This is a genomic window from Streptomyces sp. NPDC018964 (genome assembly GCF_044390325.1).
In the GTDB taxonomy this organism is placed as follows: Bacteria; Actinomycetota; Actinomycetes; order Streptomycetales; family Streptomycetaceae; genus Streptomyces.
In genome coordinates this window covers 61,812-83,527 of the sequence record NZ_JBIRYZ010000003.1, presented here as the reverse complement: position 1 = coordinate 83,527, position 21,716 = coordinate 61,812, and the positions used below count along the sequence as shown (strand labels likewise).

The 21,716-nt window shown below is 72.9% G+C and carries 18 protein-coding genes; 10 read left to right on the top strand and 8 right to left on the bottom strand.

The features are described 5' to 3' along the window. Nucleotides 1–272: 272 nt before the first annotated feature. On the bottom strand, nucleotides 273–1,385 hold the full coding sequence (locus tag ACH5AO_RS05775; RefSeq protein ID WP_398922159.1) for an aminoglycoside phosphotransferase family protein: 1,113 nt from the start codon (nucleotides 1,383–1,385) through the stop codon (nucleotides 273–275). A 234-nt stretch (nucleotides 1,386–1,619) separates the two neighbouring features. Here ACH5AO_RS05775 and ACH5AO_RS05770 point away from each other — a divergent pair, with 234 nt between their 5' ends. After that, entirely contained in the window at nucleotides 1,620–3,110 is a 1,491-nt protein-coding gene (locus ACH5AO_RS05770; protein WP_398922158.1) for a hypothetical protein, read from the top strand. A 23-nt stretch (nucleotides 3,111–3,133) separates the two neighbouring features. On the opposite strand, the gene ACH5AO_RS05765 is transcribed toward ACH5AO_RS05770, so the two are convergent. From ACH5AO_RS05765 to ACH5AO_RS05750, 4 genes are all read right to left on the bottom strand, one after another. Further along, a complete protein-coding gene (locus ACH5AO_RS05765; RefSeq protein WP_398922156.1) occupies nucleotides 3,134–4,522 on the bottom strand; it encodes a PP2C family protein-serine/threonine phosphatase in 1,389 nt (462 codons plus the stop codon). A gap of 295 nt (nucleotides 4,523–4,817) precedes the next feature. Continuing rightward, nucleotides 4,818–5,912, bottom strand: a complete 1,095-nt coding sequence (locus ACH5AO_RS05760) for a chemotaxis protein (protein ID WP_398922154.1) — start codon at nucleotides 5,910–5,912, stop codon at nucleotides 4,818–4,820. 231 nt (nucleotides 5,913–6,143) lie between these two features. Beyond that, nucleotides 6,144–7,745 carry an alpha/beta hydrolase gene (locus ACH5AO_RS05755; protein WP_398922152.1) on the bottom strand — a complete coding sequence of 534 codons (1,602 nt, stop codon included), beginning with the start codon at nucleotides 7,743–7,745 and terminating at the stop codon, nucleotides 6,144–6,146. A gap of 238 nt (nucleotides 7,746–7,983) precedes the next feature. Then, entirely contained in the window at nucleotides 7,984–8,469 is a 486-nt protein-coding gene (locus tag ACH5AO_RS05750) for a nucleoside deaminase (protein ID WP_398922150.1), read from the bottom strand. 81 nt (nucleotides 8,470–8,550) lie between these two features. Here ACH5AO_RS05750 and ACH5AO_RS05745 point away from each other — a divergent pair, with 81 nt between their 5' ends. Further along, the gene (locus ACH5AO_RS05745; RefSeq protein ID WP_398922148.1) at nucleotides 8,551–9,333 is read left to right on the top strand and encodes a GNAT family N-acetyltransferase; all 783 of its coding nucleotides are present in this window, start codon (nucleotides 8,551–8,553) and stop codon (nucleotides 9,331–9,333) included. Between the two features lie 110 nt (nucleotides 9,334–9,443). After that, a complete protein-coding gene (locus ACH5AO_RS05740) occupies nucleotides 9,444–10,403 on the top strand; it encodes an NAD-dependent epimerase/dehydratase family protein (protein ID WP_398922146.1) in 960 nt (319 codons plus the stop codon). 120 nt (nucleotides 10,404–10,523) lie between these two features. Here the strand turns inward: ACH5AO_RS05740 and ACH5AO_RS05735 are convergent, their stop codons facing one another. Next, entirely contained in the window at nucleotides 10,524–10,964 is a 441-nt protein-coding gene (locus tag ACH5AO_RS05735; protein ID WP_398922145.1) for an SPW repeat protein, read from the bottom strand. Between the two features lie 671 nt (nucleotides 10,965–11,635). Here ACH5AO_RS05735 and ACH5AO_RS05730 point away from each other — a divergent pair. The 4 genes from ACH5AO_RS05730 to ACH5AO_RS05715 all read left to right on the top strand — a co-directional run bounded on the left by ACH5AO_RS05730 (nucleotide 11,636) and on the right by ACH5AO_RS05715 (nucleotide 15,638). Further along, nucleotides 11,636–12,526: a glycoside hydrolase family 19 protein gene (locus ACH5AO_RS05730; protein ID WP_398922142.1), complete on the top strand. Its 891-nt coding sequence runs from the start codon at nucleotides 11,636–11,638 to the stop codon at nucleotides 12,524–12,526. Nucleotides 12,527–12,631: 105 nt separating this feature from the next. Further along, the gene (locus tag ACH5AO_RS05725; RefSeq protein WP_398922140.1) at nucleotides 12,632–13,999 is read left to right on the top strand and encodes a phospholipase; all 1,368 of its coding nucleotides are present in this window, start codon (nucleotides 12,632–12,634) and stop codon (nucleotides 13,997–13,999) included. A 131-nt stretch (nucleotides 14,000–14,130) separates the two neighbouring features. Continuing rightward, on the top strand, nucleotides 14,131–14,526 hold the full coding sequence (locus ACH5AO_RS05720) for a VOC family protein (RefSeq protein ID WP_398922138.1): 396 nt from the start codon (nucleotides 14,131–14,133) through the stop codon (nucleotides 14,524–14,526). A 41-nt stretch (nucleotides 14,527–14,567) separates the two neighbouring features. Continuing rightward, nucleotides 14,568–15,638 (top strand): adenosine deaminase, encoded by a 1,071-nt coding sequence (locus tag ACH5AO_RS05715; protein ID WP_398922136.1) that lies wholly within the window; start codon nucleotides 14,568–14,570, stop codon nucleotides 15,636–15,638. Here the strand turns inward: ACH5AO_RS05715 and ACH5AO_RS05710 are convergent. Continuing rightward, nucleotides 15,620–16,135: a DUF664 domain-containing protein gene (locus ACH5AO_RS05710; RefSeq protein ID WP_398922134.1), complete on the bottom strand. Its 516-nt coding sequence runs from the start codon at nucleotides 16,133–16,135 to the stop codon at nucleotides 15,620–15,622. The two genes, ACH5AO_RS05715 and ACH5AO_RS05710, sit on opposite strands and share 19 nt — an antisense overlap. 27 nt (nucleotides 16,136–16,162) lie before the next feature. Further along, nucleotides 16,163–17,047, bottom strand: a complete 885-nt coding sequence (locus tag ACH5AO_RS05705) for a LysR family transcriptional regulator (protein ID WP_398922132.1) — start codon at nucleotides 17,045–17,047, stop codon at nucleotides 16,163–16,165. A 128-nt stretch (nucleotides 17,048–17,175) separates the two neighbouring features. Between ACH5AO_RS05705 and mgrA the strand changes: the two genes are divergently transcribed. The 3 genes from mgrA to ACH5AO_RS05690 all read left to right on the top strand — a co-directional run bounded on the left by mgrA (nucleotide 17,176) and on the right by ACH5AO_RS05690 (nucleotide 21,423). Then, the gene (gene mgrA / locus ACH5AO_RS05700; protein ID WP_398922850.1) at nucleotides 17,176–18,168 is read left to right on the top strand and encodes an L-glyceraldehyde 3-phosphate reductase; all 993 of its coding nucleotides are present in this window, start codon (nucleotides 17,176–17,178) and stop codon (nucleotides 18,166–18,168) included. A gap of 456 nt (nucleotides 18,169–18,624) precedes the next feature. After that, on the top strand, nucleotides 18,625–19,035 hold the full coding sequence (locus ACH5AO_RS05695) for a hypothetical protein (protein ID WP_398922130.1): 411 nt from the start codon (nucleotides 18,625–18,627) through the stop codon (nucleotides 19,033–19,035). Between the two features lie 66 nt (nucleotides 19,036–19,101). After that, the gene (locus tag ACH5AO_RS05690; protein WP_398922128.1) at nucleotides 19,102–21,423 is read left to right on the top strand and encodes an FHA domain-containing protein; all 2,322 of its coding nucleotides are present in this window, start codon (nucleotides 19,102–19,104) and stop codon (nucleotides 21,421–21,423) included. The last annotated feature ends 293 nt before the right edge of the window (nucleotides 21,424–21,716 follow it).

Genomic DNA, 21,716 nt, shown 5'->3' with positions numbered 1-21,716 from the left:
CGTGTGACGGGAGTCGAGCGGTGCGTCAGTGGTACCGGTCGGCCGATGATCCGTCAATCATGCCCAGGGAGGCGCGTATGACCTTGTCAATGGGGGTGCGCGTCGGTTTCGTGGTGGCGGGTGCCGGGCCTGCGGGGCGTCAGTGGTGTACGCCGGTGGTGGGGCGGGGGATGTCGCGCAGCCCGGCGTCGCGGGACGCGGCTGCGCCCGCCCTCTCCCGCTCGGCTTCGTTCGAGCGGGAGAGGGCGGGCGCAGCCGGGGCGAACGGGGTGTCAGCGCGTGCCCACCGCCGCGCGTACCGCTCGGCGGGCCATCTGGCAGTCGTCGTGGAGGCGGCGGAGGAGCAGGCGGTGTTCCTCGCCGGACGGGACCGAGGGGGACGCGTCCTGCAACGAACGCTGCACGGCCGTCTCGTAGGTACGGATCTCCCGGGTCAGCACCAGCATCAGGTTCACCAGGAAGGCGTCCCGCGAGGCGGGCCCCGCCGACTGGGCGATCTGGCTGATCTGACGCCGCGCCGCCGGTGCGTCCCCCAGCACCGACCACAGCGTCGCCAGGTCGTATCCCGGCAGGTACCAGCCCGCGTGCTCCCAGTCCACCAGCACCGGGCCGGCCGGTGAGATCAGGATGTTGGAGAGCAGGGCGTCACCGTGGCAGAACTGGCCCATGCCCTGCCGGCCGGTCGCCAGCGCGATGCCGTGCAGCAGCTTCTGCAGGTCGCCGAGGTCCCGGTCGGTGAGCAGCCCCAGTTCGTGGTACCGGGAGATGCGGGCCGCGTAGTCCAGTGGCGCGTCGAACGTCCCGGCCGGCGGCCGCCAGGAGTTCAGCCGGCAGATCGCGCCGAGTGCCGCCCTGATGTCCGCCCGCGGAGGTGCCTCCACCGGGTGCCGCTGGAGCGCCGCCACCCGGCCGGGCAGCCGCTCGATCACCAGCGTGCCGTTGTCCGGGTCCGCCGCGATCAGCCGGGGAGCCCGCACGGGCGGGCGGTGCCGGACGAACGAGCGGTATGCCGCTATTTCGTGGCGGATCCGTTCGCTCCACGCGGGGGAGTGGTCCAGTAAGCACTTGGCGACCGCGGTGCTCCGGCCGGTGGCGCCGATCAGCAGGACGGACCGGCCGGTGCGGCGCAGCACCTGGACCGGAGCGAACTCCGGGCAGATGCGGTGCACCGACGCGATCGCCGTGCGCAGTTGGGCGCCCTGGGGGCCGGACAGGTCGAGCCTCCCGCTGAGCGGCTGGGTGCCCGGTCCCGCGGTGCGCCGTACGCTGCCCGCGCCGAGCACGGGGTTCGCCGGGCGCGCGGGGGCGAGGTAGGGGCCGCTGTCCGACGGACGGGGGCGCAGCGGCCGAGGCGGGGCGGACACGGAGGACGATGCTGCGTACATGGGTGATACAGATCCCTTCGTGTGCCTGCGACGTCAGCGCGCCACCCGGCCCGGCCGCCCGGGCGCACCCTGGGGAATGTCCCTGGGGCGACGGGGTCGTGGTGGCGCGTTCCTACTCGACACCCGATGCCCCCTGGCACACCATCTGGCGCACCCTGGCGAACCCTGGCGAATAGTCGCCCGGCAACACGCACCGGGCTACTGTCAACTCAGCCGAGAACCTGGGGGCTTGACGTGAGCGGACAACCCAACACCCGGCTCTCGGACCTGTTCGGCCTGGCCGGCTGGTCCAAGGGCGAACTCGCGAGGCTGGTCAACCGGCAGGCGGCGGCCATGGGCCACCCCCAGCTGGCGACCGACACCTCCCGGGTACGGCGGTGGATCGACATGGGAGAGATCCCGCGCGACCCCGTACCGCGGGTGCTGGCGGCCCTGTTCACCGAGCGTCTCGGCCGTGTCGTGACCATCGAGGATCTCGGTCTGGTCCGGCACGGGCGTACGGGGAAACGGCCACGCCCCGGGAGTGCGGAACATCCCGACGGAGTGCCGTGGGCGCCCGAGCGGACAGCCGAGGTCCTCACCGAATTCACGGGAATGGACCTCATGCTCAACCGACGCGGCTTGGTGAGCGCGGGTGCCGCGCTCACCGCGGGCTCAGCACTCAGCAGCGCCATGCACGACTGGCTGCACACCGATCCGGCCCTGACCGCCGACGCACCCCGACTCGACGACCCCCTGCGCGCCGACCCCGCCGGGTTCGACCGTTACGAGGCCGCCCCGATCGGCTCGCAGGAGATCGAGGAACTGGAGCGCTCCGTGGAGGTGTTCCGCGCCTGGGACGCCGCCCGGGGCGGCGGTCTCCAGCGCAAGGCGGTGGTCGGCCAGCTCAACGAGGTGGGCGGCATCCTCGCCTACCACCATCCCCCCCATCTCCAGCGGCGCCTGTGGGGCGTCGCCGCCAACCTCGCCGTCCTCGCGGGCTGGATGTCGCACGACGTCGGCATGGAACCCACGGCCCAGAAGTACTTCGTGATCGCCGCCCACGCGGCCCGGGAGGGCGGCGACCGGCCGCGCGCCGGCGAGGCGCTCTCCCGGGCGGCCCGGCAGATGGTGCACCTGGGCCGGCCCGACGAGGCGATGGACCTGATGGAACTCGCCCAGTCCGGCTCGGGCGAGGAGGTCCTGCCGCGCACCCGCGCCATGTTCCACACCATCGAGGCCTGGGCGCAGGCGTCCATGGGCAAGGGCCAGGCGATGCGCCGCACCCTGGGACAGGCGGAGGACCTGTTCGTCTCCGACAAGGGGGACGTGCCCCCGCCGAACTGGATGCAGCTGTTCAACGAGGCGGACTTGTACGGCATGCAGGCCCTGGCCTACCGGACGCTCGCGGAGTTCGAGCCGGACGCGGCCGCGCACGCCCAGCACTACGCGGACAAGGCGCTGGCCCTGCGGGGCGAGGCACAGCAGCGGTCGAAGATCTTCGACTTCCTGTCCATGGCCTCCGCGTGCTTCATCGCCGACGACCCCGAGCAGGCGGACCGGTTCGCGCGCCTCGCCCTGGTGTCGATGGGCCAGAACTCCTCGCGCCGCACCTGGGACCGGCTGCGCCAGATGTACCGGCTCACCGCCGAGTACGCCTCCTACCCGAGGATCCAGGAACTCAGGGAGGAGATCGAACTGGTGCTGCCCAGGCCCAGGGGCAAGGGAGACAGCGCCCAGGCGTGAGGGCGGCCCGCGGGGCTCGCTCGCTACGGGGCGACCCGGGCGACGAGCACACAGGCGGCGTCGTCGCGCTCCCGCTCACCGAACTCCTCCGTGACCGCCCGGACGCAGTCCTGCGCGGTGCGGGCGGCGGCGAAGCGCGGGGCCAGTTCCAGCAGACGGTGTGCGGCCGCGGCTCCGGCGTGTCCGGGCACCAGCCCGTCGGTGTGCAGCAGGAGCACGTCACCGGCGTCGAGGGTCTCCTCGGCCTGTCCGTAGGAGGCGCCCGAGACGGCTCCGAGCAGTACCCCCTCCGGCGCGTCCAGTGCCCGCCCCGTCCCGCCGCGGAACAGCAGCGGGGCGGGGTGTCCGGCCTGCGCCCACAGCAGTGAGCGGGTCCCGGGCCGGTAGCGCAGGCAGGCGGCGCTGCCCAGGGCCGGCTGCGCGGTGGTGTCCAGTAACCGGTTGAGGCAGGCCAGCAGTGGTCCCGGCGCGGTGCCGGTCATCGCCATGCCGCGTACGGCGCCGAGCAGCATCGCCATGCCCGAGGCCGTGCCGACGCCGTGCCCGGTCAGCTCGCCGACGCTGAGCAGCGTCGTACCGTCGGGCAGTTCCAGGGCGTCGTACCAGTCGCCGCCGATCCGCGCGTGCGCCGACGGCGTCAGGTGGGCCGCGGCGAGGTCGAGGGTTCCCGTGCCGACCTGCGGGAACCGCAGAGGGCCGTGCCACGTCGGCAGCACGGCCTCCTGCAGTTCGACCGCGAGCCGGTGCTCGGTCCGCGCGGCGGCGTGCCGTTGGCGGTGCAGCGAGTCACGGGTCTCGCTCACCGCCGTCCGGCAGCGGCGCAGTTCGCTGACGTCGCGCAACACCGCCCACATCGAGGCGGTGCTGCCGTCGGCACCGAGGACCGGTTCGCCCATCATGTGCACGGTCCGTACACCGCCGTCCGGGCGTACGACGCGGAACTCCCCGTCGATGGGCCGGGCGTCGACGAGACAGTCCGTGACCATCGCGGTCAGCCCGGGCCGGTCCTCCTCGACCACCAGCGAGGGCAGTTCGTCGAGGGTGAGCGGCGCGGCGGCCGGGTCGCGGCCCAGGATCCGGTACAGCTCCCCGGACCAGTGGACCTCGTCCGTGAGCAGGTCCCACTCCGCGCTGCCGACCCGGCTGAGCAGGGCGCCGTGCGGTGCCGGCGCGGGGAGCGGGTCGTCCCGCAGCTGCGCCAGGTGCCCGTCCAGGTCGTCGAGCTGGTGCAGCGCCAGGTCGTACAGTGCGCGCCGCCAGCGCTCCCACGGGTCCGCCGCGTCGGCCGGACCGTCCCGGCGCGCGGCGTCGACCTCGCCCTTGAGCCGCCGGGTCTGCGAGATGAGCGCGTCGACCGGGCCGCGTCCTGGCGGCTGGGCGGCTGGGCGGTCCGCGGAGAGGTGGGACGGCATGACGCACTCCGATGCGGGGACGGTACGGCCTTCAGGCGGAGGGAGGGACCGTCACGACTCTCGCACAGCCCGCGACGGCCCGTAAGGGATTTGGCAACACACGATAAGGCGGTGCCCATGGCATATGTCACCGTCTTCACCGGGTTACCCGCGGGAATACGTCAGAGGCGCTACGGGCGTCTCAACTCCCATGGTACGCAAGTGATGTGACGACCCGTCGGCCTGCCGTCACCACTCGTTCACGCATTCGACGGACAAGTGTTCGCGTGAAGGTGACCGGTGGGTCGCCCCGTCCTCAGTAGCGCAGCACCGCCGCCATCCCGTCCGCGTTCCCGAGCGCGCCGTCCGGGACGAAGCGGACCTCGGCGCCGGTCTCCAGGCACTGCTCCACGATCTCGTCCACGATGTCCGCGTGGGCGTCCAGGTCGCCGTCCTCGGCGACGATCAGATGCTCGCCGGTGTCGCGCACCGTGATCCGGTAGTTCTCCTCCACGGCCAGCAGCCGGACCCGGCCCTCGCGGGCGTTCTGCCACAGCTCGTCGACGCCGGCCGCGAACTCCTTGCGGCCCCGGGCCGACTCCAGCGACCGCGCCACGTCCTCGGTGCTCCTGCGGGCCTCCGCCTCCAGCGTCGGCCGCACGGCCTGCCAGACCGCCTCGTGCGTGCCGTGCGCGAGTCCGCCGTGCGGGACGTGCACGGCGTCCCTGGCCACGCTGCCGGCCTCGCACAGCAGGGACAGGGCGGCGGGCTCACCGGTGACGTACAGCGGCCGCGGGTGGTCGCGCAGCAGCTTCCCCAGCGCGGTGTCCGCCTCGCGCAGGAACCGGCGGGTGTCCTCGCTCCGGAAGCCGCTCGGCTGGTCGCCGATCCACTCCTGCCGCTCGGGGTCGAAGTTCCGCTGCTCCCGGATCAGCGGGAAGCCGCCGGCGTGCTCCTCGACCACCCGGTCCACGCCGCCGCTCCACAGGGTGCACCGGTCGGCGGAGACGGACAGCACCCAGAACGGCCGCTGCGCCGTGTGGGCGGAGACGAGGTTGCGGGTCAGGAAGGTGTCCGAGAGGACGATGCGCTCGGGCACGCTGCGGGCGAGCGACCACACCTGGTGCTCGCCCGGCGCGGCGAAGATGGCCAGGCCGTCCTCGGAGTGCGACAGGTCGACCTCGGCCAGGGCCCGGTCGAGCTGCCGGGCCACATCGGTGCGCCGTTCCCGGGTGACCGCGGGATCGGCCTCCAGCTTCCTCTTGGCCTCGGCCACCGCGTTGCGCAGCCGGACTGCGTCCTGGGTGTTGAGGGGGTCGCGCCGGTGCGTCGGCGTCAGCACGGACACCGCGGGGTAGGGGCGCGGGCGACGAAGCTCGGCAAGGGTCGCGGGACTCAGATCGTGCTCCATCAGTCTCCTAGCGCCGGGCCCACCGGCTTCAGCCGGTGGGGAATTGCTTCCCTGGGCTGTGGTGATTTCCTTTCGTCCCGACAAGGGATCGGTTCGGGCCGGACCGCGACCCTCGGGTTGGAAGCCCCCCTCGGACGGGGGGAGCGGAGTCACGACAGCACCATAGGGCGAATTCGCCGACGGGGCATTCGGAGCAAAGCGGCCCGCACGTCTTTGGGGCCGGGCCGCCGCTCAGAGGCGGCCGTCGTCCTCGGATCCGCAGGAACTGCCGCTGCGCGGCAGGGAGCCGTAGAGCAGGAAGTCGTCGATCTTGCGGTGGACGCACTCGGACGCCCCGTAGCCGGTGTGCCCCTCGGCCCGGTTGTCCAGCACCACGGCGGAGGGGCCGAGCCGCTCGGCCGTCTCCACCGTCCAGCGGTACGGCGTGGCGGGGTCGCCCCGAGTGCCGACCAGCAGGATCTTCGGCGTGTCGAGGTCCTTGACCCGCTCGCGGATGTAGTCGGTCCCCTTGGGGCGGCCGTAGCACAGCACCACCTGGGCGAGCCGGTACGGCCCGAAGACCGGCGAGGCCTCCTCGTAGGCGCCGCGCAGCCGGGCCAGGTCCCGGGCCAGCCGTTCGGCGTCCGGGCGGTGGGGGTCGTCCGCGCAGTTCACCGCCATCAGCGCCGCCGGCAGGTTGTCCGGGGGCACGTCCTCCTCGTCGACGAGGGGGTGGTCGGCCCGCCCCGGCACGGGCGGCGCCATCCCTCCGGCCGCGAGGGCCTCCACCCCGCGCGTGTCCCCGTCCTCCATCAGCTGGGCGAGCGCCCGCTGCAGCAGCGGCCACATCTGCTTGGTGTAGAGGCCCTGCCCGATGGCGACGGCCAGGTCCTGGCCGGTGAACTCGTCACCGAAGTCGGTCGGCACCGGGTTCTCGTCGAGCGAGTCGACCAGGTGCACGACCTGCGTGCGGGCCGTGCGCGCGTCCTGCCCGAACGGGCAGGAGAGCTCCTCGGTGCACCACGTGAGGAAGTTGTCCAGCGCGGTCTGCTGCCCCCTGGCACCGGCCAGCCCCTGCTCGGCCAGCGGCTCGGTCAGCGTGTCCACGCCGTCCAGCGCCATGCGGCCCACCTTCCCGGGGAACCGGGCGGCGTACACCGCGCCGAGCCGGGTCCCGTACGAGAATCCCAGGTAATTGAGCTTCTCGTCGCCGAGCGCCTGACGCATCACGTCCAGGTCGCGTGCGACGTCCACGGTGCCGATGTGATCGAGGACCGGGCCCGAGTGCTCGGCGCATTCGGCGGCCACCTCGCGCAGCTTGCGCAGCGTGTCGCGCGGATCCGCCGTCTCCTCGCCGTCGGTGGCCTCCAGCGCCTGACCGGTGGCGTCGGTGCCGCAGCTGACCGGCGCGGAACGGCCGACGCCCCGCGGGTCGAAGGAGACCACGTCGTACTCCTCGGTCAGGCCCAGGAAGTCCTCGCGGCCCTGGGCGAGTCCCAGCACCCCCGAACCGCCCGGGCCGCCGAAGTTCAGCAGCACCGAGCCCCGCGGGTCGCCGGAGGCGCGGTAGCGGGCGAGGGCCAGTTCGAGGGTGTCCCCGTCGGGCTCCGCGTAGTCGAGCGGCACGGTGACCGTCCCGCACTGCAGGTCCTTCGGCAGGTCCGTACCCTCGCAGGCCGACCACGTGATCTTCTGGTCGTGGAACCGGTCGAGGCCGGAATCCGTCCGGCCGGTGGCCGTCAGTCCCGTGCCCAGCAGGGCCAGCCCGACCACCCCGGCGGCCGCGCAGCGCCGGACCGAGGGGCGCACCGCGTGGCGCCGGGCCGAGGGTCGCTTGGACAGCTTGGCCAGCATCGATGCCTCCAGGGGCGCCCCGACCGGCGCCCTCGCCCACCATAAGCGGGCCCCGGGGCTCCCGCCCGTCGGCCCCGCGGCGGCACACCGGGCGGTCCGGCCGGGTGTCCGGCCGGGTTTCCGGCCGCCACGAGCGCGACGGCCCGTGCCCGAGGACGCGAGCGGCGGGACACCCGATGAGGTGAACCGGCCGCGGACGTACGGCCGGACCGTCCGGGGAGACGACCGGTCCCGTGGGTCAGCCGCGTCCGCGGTGGAACCGCCGGTGCAGCTCCTTGACCTCCTCCGCCGGCCGGGGGACGGGTCCGGCCACGGTCACGCCCGGGGCGATCTCGGCGACGGGCAGCGTCCGCACCGGCGGGGCGGGCACCCCCAGCTCGGCGAGCCAGGACGCCGGCTGCTTGGAGGAGACGGCGTACACGATGCGTCCAAGGCCCACCCAGGCATGGGCGGCGGCGCACATCGGGCAGTGCTCGCCGGAGGTGTACACCGTGGCCGCGGCCCGCTCGGCGGGGGTCATGCGGGCGGCCGACCAGCGGGCCGGCTCGAACTCGGGGTGCCGGGTGCGGTCCCCGGAAGCCACGCGGTTGTGGTCCTCGGCGAGCACGGTGCCGTCCCCGGACACGAGCACCGAACCGAACGGCTCGTCACCGGACTCCAGCGCCTCGGCCGCCAGTTCCACGCAGCGCCGCAGGTACGGCAGTTCCTCGTCCCGCACGACCATGGTCCGGCTTCCTCGTCGCGTTCGACCGGGACAACGGTAATCCCGTTGTCCCGGACACCGCCCCGTGATGGGGTCCGGCGCATGGAACAAGCTGATGTACTCGCCCTGTTCGACCGTGAGATGCGCGAGGGGGCACGGTCCGACGGCCCCGGCGCGGAGGTGGAGCGAGCCGGCGCCGTGGTGCGCCAGGAGGGGCCCGCGCACGGCTGGAACGGTGTCGTCTGGTCCGCCCTGGAGGACGCGGACGCGGACGCGGTGATCGCGGAGCAGATCGCGTACTTCACCGGGCTCGGCCGCGAGTTCGAGTGGAAGCTGTACGGACACGACCTGCCGGCGGACCTCGGGCGGCGGCTCGCGGCGGCCGGGTTCGTCCCCGAGCCGGCCGAGACGCTCATGGTCGGCGAGGTCGCCGGTCTCACCCTGGACACGGAGCCGCCCGAGGGCGTCCGCATCGTGCCGGTCACCGACCGGGCGGGGGCCGACCTGGTGGCCGATGTACACGAGAGGGCGTTCGACGCCGACGCGTCCAGGCTCCGCCGGTACCTGTACGACCGGCTCGCCGCCGACGCCGACAACATCGTCGCCGTCGTGGCCCTGGCCGGTGACGAACCGGTGAGCGCGGCGCGTATGGAACTGGTGCCCGGCGCCTCGTTCGCCGGGCTGTGGGGCGGCGGCACCGTACGGCACTGGCGCGGGCGGGGTGTCTACCGCGCGCTGGTGGCCCACCGAGCCCGGGTCGCGGCCGACCGCGGTTACCGCTTCCTCCAGGTCGACGCCTCCAGCCGGAGCCGGCCCGTCCTCGAACGCCTCGGCTTCACCCCTGTGACCACGACCACGCCGTACGTGTACGCGCCCGTGCGGTAGGGCGGAGCGACACGACCTGTCATTGCAAGCACCCATCGCAGGAGTTATAGTCTCTAACAGTTGTGAGGGTCGATAATCGATCCTTCGTGCCGCCCGCCGAGGAGACCGCCATGCCCGCTGCCGCCCCCGCCTCCCGCCCCCTGCACGCCGTCCTGGGATCCGGTCCCGCGGGGACCACCCTCGCCCGGGAGCTCGTCCGGCGCGGTCACGAGGTCCGGCTCGTCTCCCGGAAGGGGGACGGCCCCGAGATCGAGGGGGTCCGGAGGCTCGCCGCCGACGTCGGCACCGCCGACGGCGCACGCGCGGCCGTCGCCGGTGCCGCCGTGGTGTACCACTGCGCCAACGTCGCCTATCACCTGCAGGTCGAGGTGATGCCGGGGATCCAGGAGGCGGTGCTCGCCGCCGTCGAGGAGTCCGGAGCCCGGCTCGTCGTCCTCGACACGATCTACCCGTACGGCCCGACCGGGGGAGCGGTGATGACCGAGGACACCCCCTGGCGGGCGACCAGCCGCAAGGGCCGGATGCGCGCGACGCTCGACGAGCGGTATCTCGCCGCGCACCGGGAGGGGCGTGCCCGGGTGGTCCTCGGCCGCTCGGCCGACTTCGTCGGTCCCGAGGTGCTCAACTCGTCCCTCGGCGGAGCCGTTTTCCCGGGAGCGCTCACCGGCGGCGAGGTGATGGGGGCGGGTGACCTGGACCTGCCGCACAGCTACACCGACATCAGGGACGTGGCGGCCGGCCTGGCCACCCTCGGCGAGCGGCCCGAGGGCGACGGGCGGGTGTGGCACCTGCCCACCGCGCCCGCCGTCAGCACCCGCGAGATCCACGCCATGATCGAGAAGCGGACCGGCCGGCCCCTGAAGGTGGTCGTCCTGGAGGAGCCGCGCCCCTTCGGCCCGTTCGACGAGGTCTTCATGGCCGAGCTCGCCGAGATGTTCTACCAGTACACCGAGCCCCAGATCATGGACTCCTCGGCCTTCGAGCGGGCCTTCGGCGTGACGCCGACGCCGATCGAGGAGACCGTGGACGCCACGGTGGCCTGGTACGAGCAGTGGCTGTCGCACCACTGACGCGGACCGACGGATGCCGTCCGCGGCCGCCCCGAAGGCCGCCGAGGCGGTCCCGTCCGCACGCGAAAGGGCCGGTCCGCGATCGGAGCGGACCGGCGCTCGGCTTCTTTCGTGGCCCTCCTACGACCGGCGGGCGGTCCTGGCGGCCGTGGCGGCGCAGGCCGTGCCCAGGATCAGGGTGAGGGCGCCGATGACGATGTTGTTCCAGATGACGCCGGCGTCGGGGTCGCTGCCGACGATCCACGGCGAGACGATCATCCACAGGCCCAGGGCGCACATGGCTCCGCTGAGGCCGTACATGCGGGCCGGGGCCGCGGTGAACCCCAGGGCGAGCAGACCGATCGCGATGCCCACGATCAGGTTGTGGGCCACGAGCGCGGGCTGGCTCGTCGTGTAGTGGAGTATCCACGGGGAGACCGCGCAGTAGAGACCGAGCAGGAACACCGGTCCGTCCACGAGGGCCACATCACGACCCCCGAGCATGCGGTCGTACCGTGCCCGCATCTCCGGGGCATCGGGGTGGCTCGCGATGTCACCGCGAGGGTGTGAGACGTTGGCCATGGGTCGTCTCCTTCGACTAGCAGGCCTGACCGCGTCTGGTGCGGTGTGCGGTAAGAGCCGCGCAGGTTCATTCTGCTCTTATTTTTCCTTTATGTGTAGAGCTCGTGGAGGGTCGGGTCCGGTCGCTGACCACGGTGCGGACCACCTCCGCGCGGCCCGCCCGCGGACGGTCGTGCGGCCGCTCCGGCGGACGGGCCGGGCGGCGTGTCCGGCACCCGGTGGCGGGGAGTCCGGGTGCGAGCCGGGCGCCGGAGCGGCCCGGCGCCCCGGTGGCCGGGCGGAGCGGTCGCGGCCCGGCGCCCCCACGGGGTCCTCCTCGCGTGGCGCGCGGTGGCGGGCGGTCGCTTCCCCGGTACCGCGCCTTTACGCGGGTCCACTTCCCTTCGGGGCGGGCGGGGGCGCGCGCCGTGCCCGGGAGGGCGTCCACCGGGTCCCCGCAGCCGCGGATCCCCTTCCGGCGCGGACCGCCGCGAGCCCGCGGACGCGTCCGCGGCCCGATGATTGGTCTAAACCCTTGACTGGTACAGACCAAAGCGGTTGAGTGTGCTCTCACACCCCCCACCACGGCCGCCCCCACCGCCGTGGCCGGCTCCGCCGGTATGTGCGGGCGAGGCCCTGCTCAGGCATGCCCTCGTCCGGGAGCGGCCGCGTTCCGCGAAGGAGTTGTTCCCTTGTCGAGAAGACGCATCGCCGCCGTGACCGCCGCCCTCGTCCTCGCGGGCGGCGCGCCGGTGCTGCTCCCCGCCGCCACCGCCTCCGCCGCCTCGTGCTCCAGCTATCCGAACTGGGTGGCCGGGAGGTCGTACAACGCCGGTGACATCGTGCGGTACACCGACGGCCGGGCGTACATCGCCGAGCACGCCAATCCGGGGTACGACCCGATCATCAGCACCTGGTACTGGGAGCCGTACGCCTGTGACAACGGCCCCGGAACGCCCGTCGGCAGCTTCGTCGTGTCCGAGGCGCAGTTCAACCAGATGTTCCCGAACAGGAACTCCTTCTACACCTACAGCGGGCTCAAGGCCGCGCTGAGCGCCTACCCCGGTTTCGCCAACACCGGCAGCGACACGGTGAAGAAGCAGGAGGCCGCCGCCTTCCTGGCCAACGTCAGCCATGAGACCGGCGGTCTGGTGCACGTGGTGGAACAGAACACCGCCAACTACCCGCACTACTGCGACTGGGGACAGCCGTACGGCTGCCCGGCCGGTCAGGCGGCGTACTACGGGCGCGGACCGATCCAGCTGAGCTGGAACTTCAACTACAAGGCGGCGGGCGACGCGCTCGGCATCGACCTGCTGGGCAACCCCTGGCTGGTGCAGAACGACGCGGCCGTCGCCTGGAAGACCGCCCTGTGGTACTGGAACACCCAGTCCGGGCCGGGCACCATGACCCCGCACAACGCCATGGTCAACCAGGCCGGTTTCGGCCAGACGATCCGCAGCATCAACGGCTCCCTGGAGTGCGACGGCCGCAACCCCGCGCAGGTGCAGAGCCGGGTGACCAAGTACCAGCAGTTCACCCAGATCCTCGGAACGTCACCCGGCGGCAACCTGTACTGCTGACGCCCGACCGCTCGGCGTGCTGTCATGCACCTGACCTAAGAGCCTCGGGTCACGGCCCGCGCACCGCACGTGCGCGGGCCGTCCCCCGGACGAAGGGCAGTCACCATGCGCACCCCCCACGCCCTGCTCGCCACGACCGTCACGGCCGCCGCGCTGGCCGCGACGGCCGTGGCGCCCGTACCCGCCGTCGCCGCGGCGACCGTGCCGCCCGGCACCTACTACGTCCAGAGCGCGACGACCGGACTGAACGCCGCCGACGCCTCCGGCGCGGTCGAACAGCACAGACCGCGCGGGGACGAGGACCACCAGCGGTGGAACCTGCGCGCCGACGGCACCCTGGAGAACACCGACAGCCCCGGCACCTGCCTCGGCCGCGCCGGCGACCGGGCCCGGACCGTCGCCTGCGCGAGCCCGGAGGCACGCTGGGAGATCGCCCCCGTGGGCGCGGACCGCTTCACGCTCACCGTCCCCGGCACCGACCACCGCCTCACCGTCGCGCCGAAACCCTCCGGCGCGGTCCATCCCGCCCCGCTCGCCGTCGGCGCCGGCACGGGCGACCTCGCCACCTGGTACCTGACCCCGGTCGATCCGGTGACCCGTCCCCTGCCGCCGTGGGACCGGCGCACCCTGGACGAGGTCACCTTCCTCACCGCCCACAACGCCTACGCCAACGGCGTCGACGGCGGCTTCGCCCCGCCCTTCATCGACCTCTTCCCCAACCAGAACCGGGGCATCGAGCGCCAACTCGCCGACGGCGTGCGCGGATTCATGCTGGACATCCACCAGACCCCGGACGGCGCGATCCTCTGCCACAACAGCTGCACCCTGGTCAGCAGACCCGTCGCCCTGTGGGTGGACCTCCAGCGGATCGTCGACTTCCTGCGCGCCCACCCCGATCAGTTCGCCACCGTCTTCCTGGAGGACTACGTCGACCCGGGCGTCCTGCGCGCCGAACTCGCCCGCGTCCAGGGGCTGTCGGACGTGCTCTACCGGCCCGACCGCACCGGTGTCCGCGAGAACGGCTGGCCGACCATGGGGGAGCTGGCCGCCGCCGGACACCGGCTGCTGATCCTCACCGACCACAGCCGCGCCGCCGACCAGGCCGCCGGACTGACCCGCGACACCTTCGGCGTGATGTACCAGCGCGAGTGGACCGTCGAGAACCACTGGTCCATGGGCCCGGGCGTCGGCGCCTCCGACTGGTCCTGCTACAGCCGGTGGTACGACGCGGGCACCACCCTCCCGCTGACCCGCACCGAACCCGGCTTCCGCCCCCTGTTCGTCATGAACCACTTCCGGGACACCACGATCGCCTCCACCGCCGGCACGGACAACTCCAAGCTCGCCGACCGCGCCCGCAGGTTCTGCCGGCCGGCCGCCCGCAAGAAGCCCAACTACCTCGCCGTGGACCGCTACGACCTCGGCGACCCGGCGGCCGCCGTCACCACCCTCAACACCTACGCGTACCCGTAGCGCCCTCAACACCTACGCACAGCCGCTCCCGCTCCCGCTCCCGTTCCCGGCCACCGGTCCCGGAGCGGGACTGGCGCGTTCAGCAGTTTTACGTATAACCTCTCCGGTCAATCCCCCTTCGAGAGGTCACGATGAGACGCATCCCCCTGGTCACCCTCGTCGTCGACGACTACGACGAGGCGATCCGCTTCTACACCGGGGCGCTCGGTTTCCGGCTCGCCGAGGACGCGCCCCGGCCGGACGGCGGCCGCTGGGTCGTCGTCGAACCGGACGCCGGACACACCGGCGCGGGGCTGCTGCTCGCCCGCGCCAAGGGGGAGGAGCAGCGGGCCAAGGTCGGCGACCAGACCGGCGGGCGCGTCGGCTTCTTCCTGTACACCGACGACTTCGCCCGCGACCACGCCCGCATGACCGCCGCCGGCGTGACCTTCCTGGAGGAGCCGCGCCACGAGCCGTACGGCTCGGTCGCCGTCTTCCAGGACCTGTACGGCAACCGCTGGGACCTGCTCCAGCCCGCCGTCCCCTGAACCGCTTTTTTGCCGAACGATCCGCTGAGGAACGACCGCACATGTCATCTACGCGCATAGACCCCGAGACCCTCCGCCGCCTCCCCAAGGCGGTGCTGCACGACCACCTCGACGGCGGCCTGCGCCCCGCGACCGTCGTGGAACTGGCGGAGGCCGTCGGCCACACCCTGCCCACCACCGACCCCGACGAGCTCGCCGCCTGGTACGTCGAGGCCGCGAACTCCGGCGACCTGGTCCGCTACATCGCCACCTTCGAGCACACCCTCGCCGTCATGCAGACCCGTGAGGGCCTGCTGCGCACCGCCGAGGAGTACGTGCTCGACCTGGCCGCCGACGGTGTCGTCTACGGCGAGGTGCGCTACGCCCCCGAGCTGAACACCCGGGGCGGGCTGACGATGCGCGAGGTCGTGGAGACCGTCCAGGAGGGCCTCGCCGCCGGCATGGCCAAGGCCGCCGCCGCCGGGACGCCCGTCCGGGTCGGCACCCTGCTCTGCGGCATGCGGATGTTCGACCGGGTCCGCGAGGCCGCCGACCTGGCCGTCGCCTTCCGGGACACCGGTGTCGTCGGCTTCGACATCGCCGGCGCCGAGGACGGCTTCCCGCCCGCCGACCACCTCGACGCCTTCGCGCACCTGCGCCGCGAGAACATGCCCTTCACCATCCACGCCGGCGAGGCCCACGGCCTGCCCAGCATCCACCAGGCCGTCCAGGTGTGCGGCGCCCAGCGCATCGGGCACGGGGTGCGCATCACCGAGGACATCGTGGAGGGCAAGCTCGGCCGCCTCGCCGGCTGGGTCCGCGACCGCCGGATCGCGCTGGAGATGTGCCCCACCTCCAACCTCCAGACCGGCGCCGCGACCTCGGTCGCCGAGCACCCGATCACCGCGCTGAAGGACCTCGGCTTCCGCGTCACCCTCAACACCGACAACCGTCTCGTCTCGGGCACCACCATGACGCGGGAGATGTCCCTGCTGGTCGAGCAGGCCGACTGGACGGCCGAGGACCTGCGCACGGTCACGGTGAACGCCGTGAAGAGCGCGTTCCTCCCGTTCGACGAGCGCAACGCGCTCATCCGGGACGTCGTCCTGCCCGGCTATGACGCGGTGCTCTGAACCAGCCCCCGCACGTAAGCGGCCTGTCCGACGTGCTGGAGATCGTCGGACAGGACGCTGACCAGCCGTACGCCCAGGGTCACCGGAGGATCCCAGCGCTCGTCGACGACGCGCTCCAGGTCCCCCGCGGTCAGCGCGCGCAGCGCCCCCAGGGTCTGCTCGTGCACCGCGTCGTGGTAGCCGGTCAGCAGGTCACCGGAGTCGACCCGCACCTCGGCGACCTGCGCCGAGGTGTGGCCGTACCCCGTGTCGTGGCGGGGCAGGCCGAGGCCCAGGCGTTCCTCCCAGCCCTGGGAGAGCCACACCTGGTCGAGCCCGAAGGCGTCGGCGACGTGGTCGTCCTGGACCCGGGTGAGGTGCCAGACCAGCCAGGCGACGGAGTTCGCGCCGGGGCCGGGCCGGGCGTTGAGCGCGTCGGGGCCGAGGCCCTCGACGGCGGCGTGGACCTCTTCCCGGATGCGGCCGAAGCCGTCGATGAGGATGTCTTTGGCATGCATGCCCCCACCCTCGCGCATCCGCGCGCCTCACGCGCCCCCGTCGTCCAGCAGGGTCATCAGCGCCCGCGCCGCCGGACTCGTCGCCCGCGGGGACGGCACCAGGGCGACCGTCTCGTACACCGCCTCCCCGGTGTCCTTCAGCGGGAGCGCGGTGAGGGCCTCCCGCTTGTGCCGGAAGTGCCGCGGCACGACGGCGACGCCCAGGTTCTCGTCGACCAGGTCGAGCAGGCTGTGCACGTCGTTCACCTCCAGCGCCACCGTGCGCCGTACGCCCGCGGCGGCGAAGGCCGCGTCGGTGGCGCGGCGCGGACCCCAGTCCGGGTGGAAGTCGACGAAGACCTCGTCGGCCAGGTCGTGCGGGGTCAGCGGTGTCCCCGTCCGTGCGAGCCGGTGGTCCGGGTGGCACAGCACGGTCATCGGCTCACTGGTCAGCGGCACCGACCGCAGCTGCTCCGGGTCCGCCTCCGTCCGGTAGGCGAAGGCCAGGTCCAGCCGCCCCGCCGCGACCTCCTCCGCCAGCGCGGCCGACCCCCACTGCCGCAGCCGGATCTCCACGTCCGGGTGGAGCCGCCGGAACGTGGCGAGCAGCTCCGCCACGTTCACCCCGGCGATGCACTGCTCGGCGCCGATCGCGAGGGTGCCGCGCAGCACGCCCTGGACCGCGGCCACCGCCTCGTGCGCGGCCCGCACCTGGGCGAGGATCCGCTCGGCCTCCGCCAGCAGTGCCCGGCCGGCCTCGGTGAGCGTCACCCTGCGGGTGGTGCGGACGAACAGCGGGGTCTGCAGCTCGCGTTCCAGGGCGCGGATGGACGCGGACAGGCCCGACTGGGAGACCATCAGCCGTTCCGCCGCGCGGGTGAAGTGCTGGTCCTCGGCCACGGCGACGAAGTGCTGGAGGTGACGCAGTTCCATGATTGAGAAGCGTATCCGCTGAATTCCATCGGATTCTCCTGTTGGACCACTGCCCGCAGGTCACGGCAGAGTGGACGGGCGGTTCGACGGAACCGTCAGTCATGCGTGCCAACCCCTCTGGAGTCGCGTTGTACACCGCACACCCCGACCGCTACGCGGACATGCCCTACAGGCGCACCGGACGCAGCGGCCTGAAGCTCCCCGCGCTCTCGCTCGGCCTGTGGCACAACTTCGGTCCCGACCGTGCGGCCGAGACCCAGCGCGCCATCCTGCGCCGCGCCTTCGACCTGGGCGTCACCCACTTCGACCTCGCCAACAACTACGGGCCCCCGCCGGGCGCCGCCGAGTCCGCCCTCGGCGAGGCGCTGAAGTCGGACTTCGCGCCGTACCGCGACGAACTGGTGATCTCCACCAAGGCCGGCTACCTGATGTGGCCCGGCCCGTACGGCGAATGGGGCTCGCGCAAGTACCTGCTCTCCTCGCTGGACCAGAGCCTGAGCCGGATGGGCCTGGACCATGTCGACATCTTCTACTCGCACCGCTTCGACCCCGAGACTCCGCTCGAGGAGACGATGGGCGCGCTGCACTCGGCGGTCCAGCAGGGCAAGGCGCTGTACGTCGGCGTGTCCAACTACTCGGCCGAGCAGACCCGCGAGGCCGCCCGCATCCTCGGTGAGCTGGGCACCCCGCTGCTGATCAACCAGCCGCGCTACTCGATGCTCGACCGCCGCCCGGAGGACGAGGGGCTGATGGACGCCCTGGACGAGCTCCAGGTCGGCTCCATCGCCTACTCCCCGCTGGAGCAGGGCCTGCTGACCGCCCGCTACCTCGACGGCATCCCCGAGGACTCCCGGGCCGCGAGCGACAGCCCCTTCCTGAACACCGACGCCGTCACCGGGGAGCTGGTGGGCCGGTTGCGCGCGCTCGACGAGATCGCCGCCTCGCGCGGCCAGAGCCTGGCGCAGATGGCGCTGTCCTGGGTGCTGCGCGGTGGCCGCCTCACCTCCGCCCTGGTCGGCGCGAGCAGCCCGCAGCAGCTCGAGGACAGCGTCGCGGCCACGCGGAACCTCGACTTCAGCGAGGAGGAGCTGGCCCGCATCGACGCGGTCGTGAAGCAGTAGGGGCACCGGGTACGGGCCGGGCGCCGTGCGGCCGCCCGGCCCGTGGCCGTCGACGTCCCCCGCGGGCCGGAAGGCGAAGCCGGGGGACCGCCCGTGCGTCGCCGCGGCCGCCGTGGTGATCGCCTCGTGGGCGACGGCCTCACGGCGGTGGGCGGCCGCGGTCGCGATGGATTTACCGGGGAGGGCGTGCCCGCCGGCCGGACGGCGGATCCCGGTCGGTCATCCCCGAGGTCACACGCATCCCGCCGGCCACACCCGCACCGTTTCGGCCAACAATGGCCGTGAATATGCCAGGAGACTGGCCGGAAACACATGGTGACAGTGTTTCAGCGGTGAACATACTCGACATCGAGAGCGCTTCACACCGCGCGACGGCGCCCTCACGCACAGCATGCGAGCCACGAGGCGGGCAGCCGGCCCGGCCCGGCGGGCGAGCGACGCAGCGGGGGAGGGAACGTGCACGACGAATTCCTGTGCCATGTCACCGCGTACGGGATCTGCGACGGCCGGCGCATCGGCGTACCGCTCGGCACCTACCGGGCGCCCACCCTCGCCCTGGCCCTGTGGTGGCTGCGCGACCGCGCCCTCTGGATCGCCGAGCGCCTCGACCCGCGGCCCGACGCCGAGCACTTACCGCAGGGGGCGCTCGTCCCCGTCGCCGACGGCGTGCCCGACGTCCCCGCCGTACTGCGCACCTGGTGCGGCGACGTCGCCCGGCAGGAGGAGGTGGCCGAGACGCTCGCCGCCGGACGGATGGTGCGCGTCGCCACCGGTGACGACACCACCGAGTACGAACTGCTGGCCGAGTCCGTGGACGCCCTGCGCATGCAGCGCGCCGCCCGGATGCTCGGCGTTCCCGTGGCCTGAGGCGCACGGCCGTACCCCGGCCGGTGACGCCGGGCACCCGAACGGGCCAATGGGTAGAATCCAGTCATGGCGGAGCGGCCGGTCGCCCCGGAGCTCGTCCTGGAGACCGAGACGGGCTCCACCGTGATGAGTCCGGTCCGCGACTACCACGTGGGACGCGACCCGTCGAGCGACATCGTCTTCGATGACGCCCGGGTCTCCTGGCACCATGCGGTGCTCCGTTCCCAGGACGGCCGCTGGACCGTCGAGGACGAGCACAGCACCCATGGCACGTACGCCAACGGCCAGCGCATCCGCGCCCGGGAGGTCGGCCCCGGCAACGTCATCCACTTCGGCAGTCCCGACGACGGCCCCCGCGCCGTCCTCGCCGCCCCCGCACGCGACCGGCCGCAGGCGGTCTCCCATCCCGCCCTCACCCACACCTTCCGGCAGCCGGCCTCCGTACGGCCGCTGCCCACCCGCACCGTCCGCATCGGCCGGGACCCCGGCAACGACCTGGTCGTCGACGACCTGCTCGTCTCCCGGCACCACGCCGAACTGCACGTCCACGCCGACGGCTCGTACGAGATCCTCGACCTCGGCAGCCACACCGGCACCTACCTCAACGGCGTCCCGGTCGACCGGGCCGACATCCGCCCCGGCGACATCGTCGGCGTCGGCCACTCCGACTTCTGCCTGATCGGCGACGAACTCCAGGAGTACGTCGACACCGGCGAGGTCTCCCTCGACGTCCAGGACCTCACCGTCACCGTCGACCGGGGCGCCAAGCGCCTCCTCGACCACGTCTCCTTCCCGGTGGGGGAGAAGTGCCTGCTCGCGGTCGTCGGCCCGAGCGGCGCCGGCAAGTCCACCCTGATGAACGCGCTCACCGGTCAGCGCCCCGCCGACCACGGCACCGTCCTCTACGACGGCCGCGACCTCTACCACGACTACGCCGAGCTGCGCCAGCGCATCGGCCTCGTCCCGCAGGACGACATCCTGCACACCCAGCTGACCGTCCACGCCGCCCTGTCCTACGCCGCCGAACTGCGCTTCCCGCAGGACACCGCCCAGGCCGAACGACGGGCCCGGGTCGACGAGGTGATCCGCGAACTCGGCCTCCAGGAGCGGGCCCGCCAGCATGTGCACAGCCTCTCCGGCGGACAGCGCAAACGGGTCAGCGTCGCGCTGGAACTGCTGACCAAGCCGTCGCTGCTCTTCCTCGACGAGCCGACCTCCGGCCTCGACCCCGGCATGGACCGCTCGGTGATGCGCATGCTGCGCGGCCTCGCCGACGACGGCCGGACCGTCGTCGTCGTCACCCACAGCGTGCTCAGCCTGGACGTCTGCGACCGCCTCCTCGTCCTCGCCCCCGGCGGCAGGGCCGCCTACTACGGCCCTCCCGGTGACGCCCTCGCCTTCTTCGGCTTCGAGCACTGGCCGGAGGCCTTCGAGGCGTTCGAGCAGCAGCGGGACCGGGACTGGGCGGGGCAGTACCGCGACTCGCCCTTCCACCGGCGGTACGTCGTCGAGGCCGCCGCCCAGCCCGAGCGGCCCCGCGAGGAGCCGGTCGCCGTGGGACCCCCGCCCCGGCCGCGCGGCTGGGGCGCCCAGCTCCGCACCCTGGTCCGCCGCTACACCGCCGCGCTCGCCGCGGACCGCACCTTCCTCGTCGTCATGATCGCGCTGCCGTTCGTGATGGGCGCCATGGCGCGGGCCCTCGCGGGCAGTGAACTGACGCGCAGGTCCGCCATGAACGCCCTGCTCATCCTGTGCGTCGGCGCGGTCCTCACCGGCGCGGCCAACGCGGTGCGCGAACTCGTCAAGGAGCGGGTGATCTACCAGCGGGAGCGGGCCGTGGGCCTGTCCAGATCGGCGTACCTGATGTCCAAGGTGGTCGTACTCGGCACGGTCACCGTGCTCCAGGCCGTGGTGCTGACCCTCGTCGCACTCCTCGGCGTGGACCTGAACGCGCCCGGCGGTGAAGGCGTGCTGATGCCGCCCCTCGTCGAGATCACGGTCGCCGTCGCGCTGCTCGCCTTCACCGCGATGATGCTCGGCCTGCTGATCTCCGCGGTGGTCCGCAAGGAGGAGGTGACGATGCCGCTGCTGGTGCTGCTCGCCATCGTCCAGGTCGTCTTCTGCGGCGCCCTGCTGCCGCTCGACGGCGTGCTCGTGCTGGAGCAACTGGCCTGGCTGATACCCGCCCGCTGGGGATTCGCCGCGATGGCCCGCACCATCGGGCTCCCCTCGCTCTCGCCCGGCGACCTGAGCCGTGATCCGCTCTTCGCGCACACGGCGGACGGGTGGCTGCTCTCCGTCGGCATGCTGCTCGCCCTGTCGCTGGTCCTCGGCCTGCTGGTGTCCCGTCTGCTGCGGCGTCACGAACCGGCCGTGATGCGGAGGTAAGCGCCTGCCACGACGGACCCCGTCCTCCGCGCGTCGTCCCGGGCACGGCCTGTCCGCCGGGGAGACCACCGGCCCCGGCCGGCCCACCGTGCCCCGCGGTTGCTGGTGCGGCGCGGTGGTCGGGGCGTCCGCTGTGCCCCGACGGTCGGCCGGCGTGGATCGGCGGCTGCCTGGTCTTCGTACCCTGGGGTCCCGTCGGCCCACCGTGCCCCGCGGTTGCTGGTGCGGCGCGGTGGTCGGGGCGTCCGCTGTGCCCCGACGGTCGGCCGGCGTGGATCGGCGGCTGCCTGGTC

Coding starts and splice junctions, on each gene's coding strand:
- ACH5AO_RS05735 (WP_398922145.1), bottom strand. CDS start 10,964: ATGGCCAACGTCTCACACCCTCGCGGTGACATCGCGAGCCACCCCGAT.
- ACH5AO_RS05705 (WP_398922132.1), bottom strand. CDS start 17,047: ATGGAACTGCGTCACCTCCAGCACTTCGTCGCCGTGGCCGAGGACCAG.
- ACH5AO_RS05760 (WP_398922154.1), bottom strand. CDS start 5,912: ATGGAGCACGATCTGAGTCCCGCGACCCTTGCCGAGCTTCGTCGCCCG.
- ACH5AO_RS05745 (WP_398922148.1), top strand. CDS start 8,551: ATGGAACAAGCTGATGTACTCGCCCTGTTCGACCGTGAGATGCGCGAG.
- ACH5AO_RS05750 (WP_398922150.1), bottom strand. CDS start 8,469: ATGGTCGTGCGGGACGAGGAACTGCCGTACCTGCGGCGCTGCGTGGAA.
- ACH5AO_RS05755 (WP_398922152.1), bottom strand. CDS start 7,745: ATGCTGGCCAAGCTGTCCAAGCGACCCTCGGCCCGGCGCCACGCGGTG.
- ACH5AO_RS05710 (WP_398922134.1), bottom strand. CDS start 16,135: ATGCATGCCAAAGACATCCTCATCGACGGCTTCGGCCGCATCCGGGAA.
- ACH5AO_RS05740 (WP_398922146.1), top strand. CDS start 9,444: ATGCCCGCTGCCGCCCCCGCCTCCCGCCCCCTGCACGCCGTCCTGGGA.
- ACH5AO_RS05720 (WP_398922138.1), top strand. CDS start 14,131: ATGAGACGCATCCCCCTGGTCACCCTCGTCGTCGACGACTACGACGAG.
- ACH5AO_RS05715 (WP_398922136.1), top strand. CDS start 14,568: ATGTCATCTACGCGCATAGACCCCGAGACCCTCCGCCGCCTCCCCAAG.
- ACH5AO_RS05775 (WP_398922159.1), bottom strand. CDS start 1,385: ATGTACGCAGCATCGTCCTCCGTGTCCGCCCCGCCTCGGCCGCTGCGC.
- ACH5AO_RS05765 (WP_398922156.1), bottom strand. CDS start 4,522: ATGCCGTCCCACCTCTCCGCGGACCGCCCAGCCGCCCAGCCGCCAGGA.
- ACH5AO_RS05725 (WP_398922140.1), top strand. CDS start 12,632: ATGCGCACCCCCCACGCCCTGCTCGCCACGACCGTCACGGCCGCCGCG.
- ACH5AO_RS05690 (WP_398922128.1), top strand. CDS start 19,102: ATGGCGGAGCGGCCGGTCGCCCCGGAGCTCGTCCTGGAGACCGAGACG.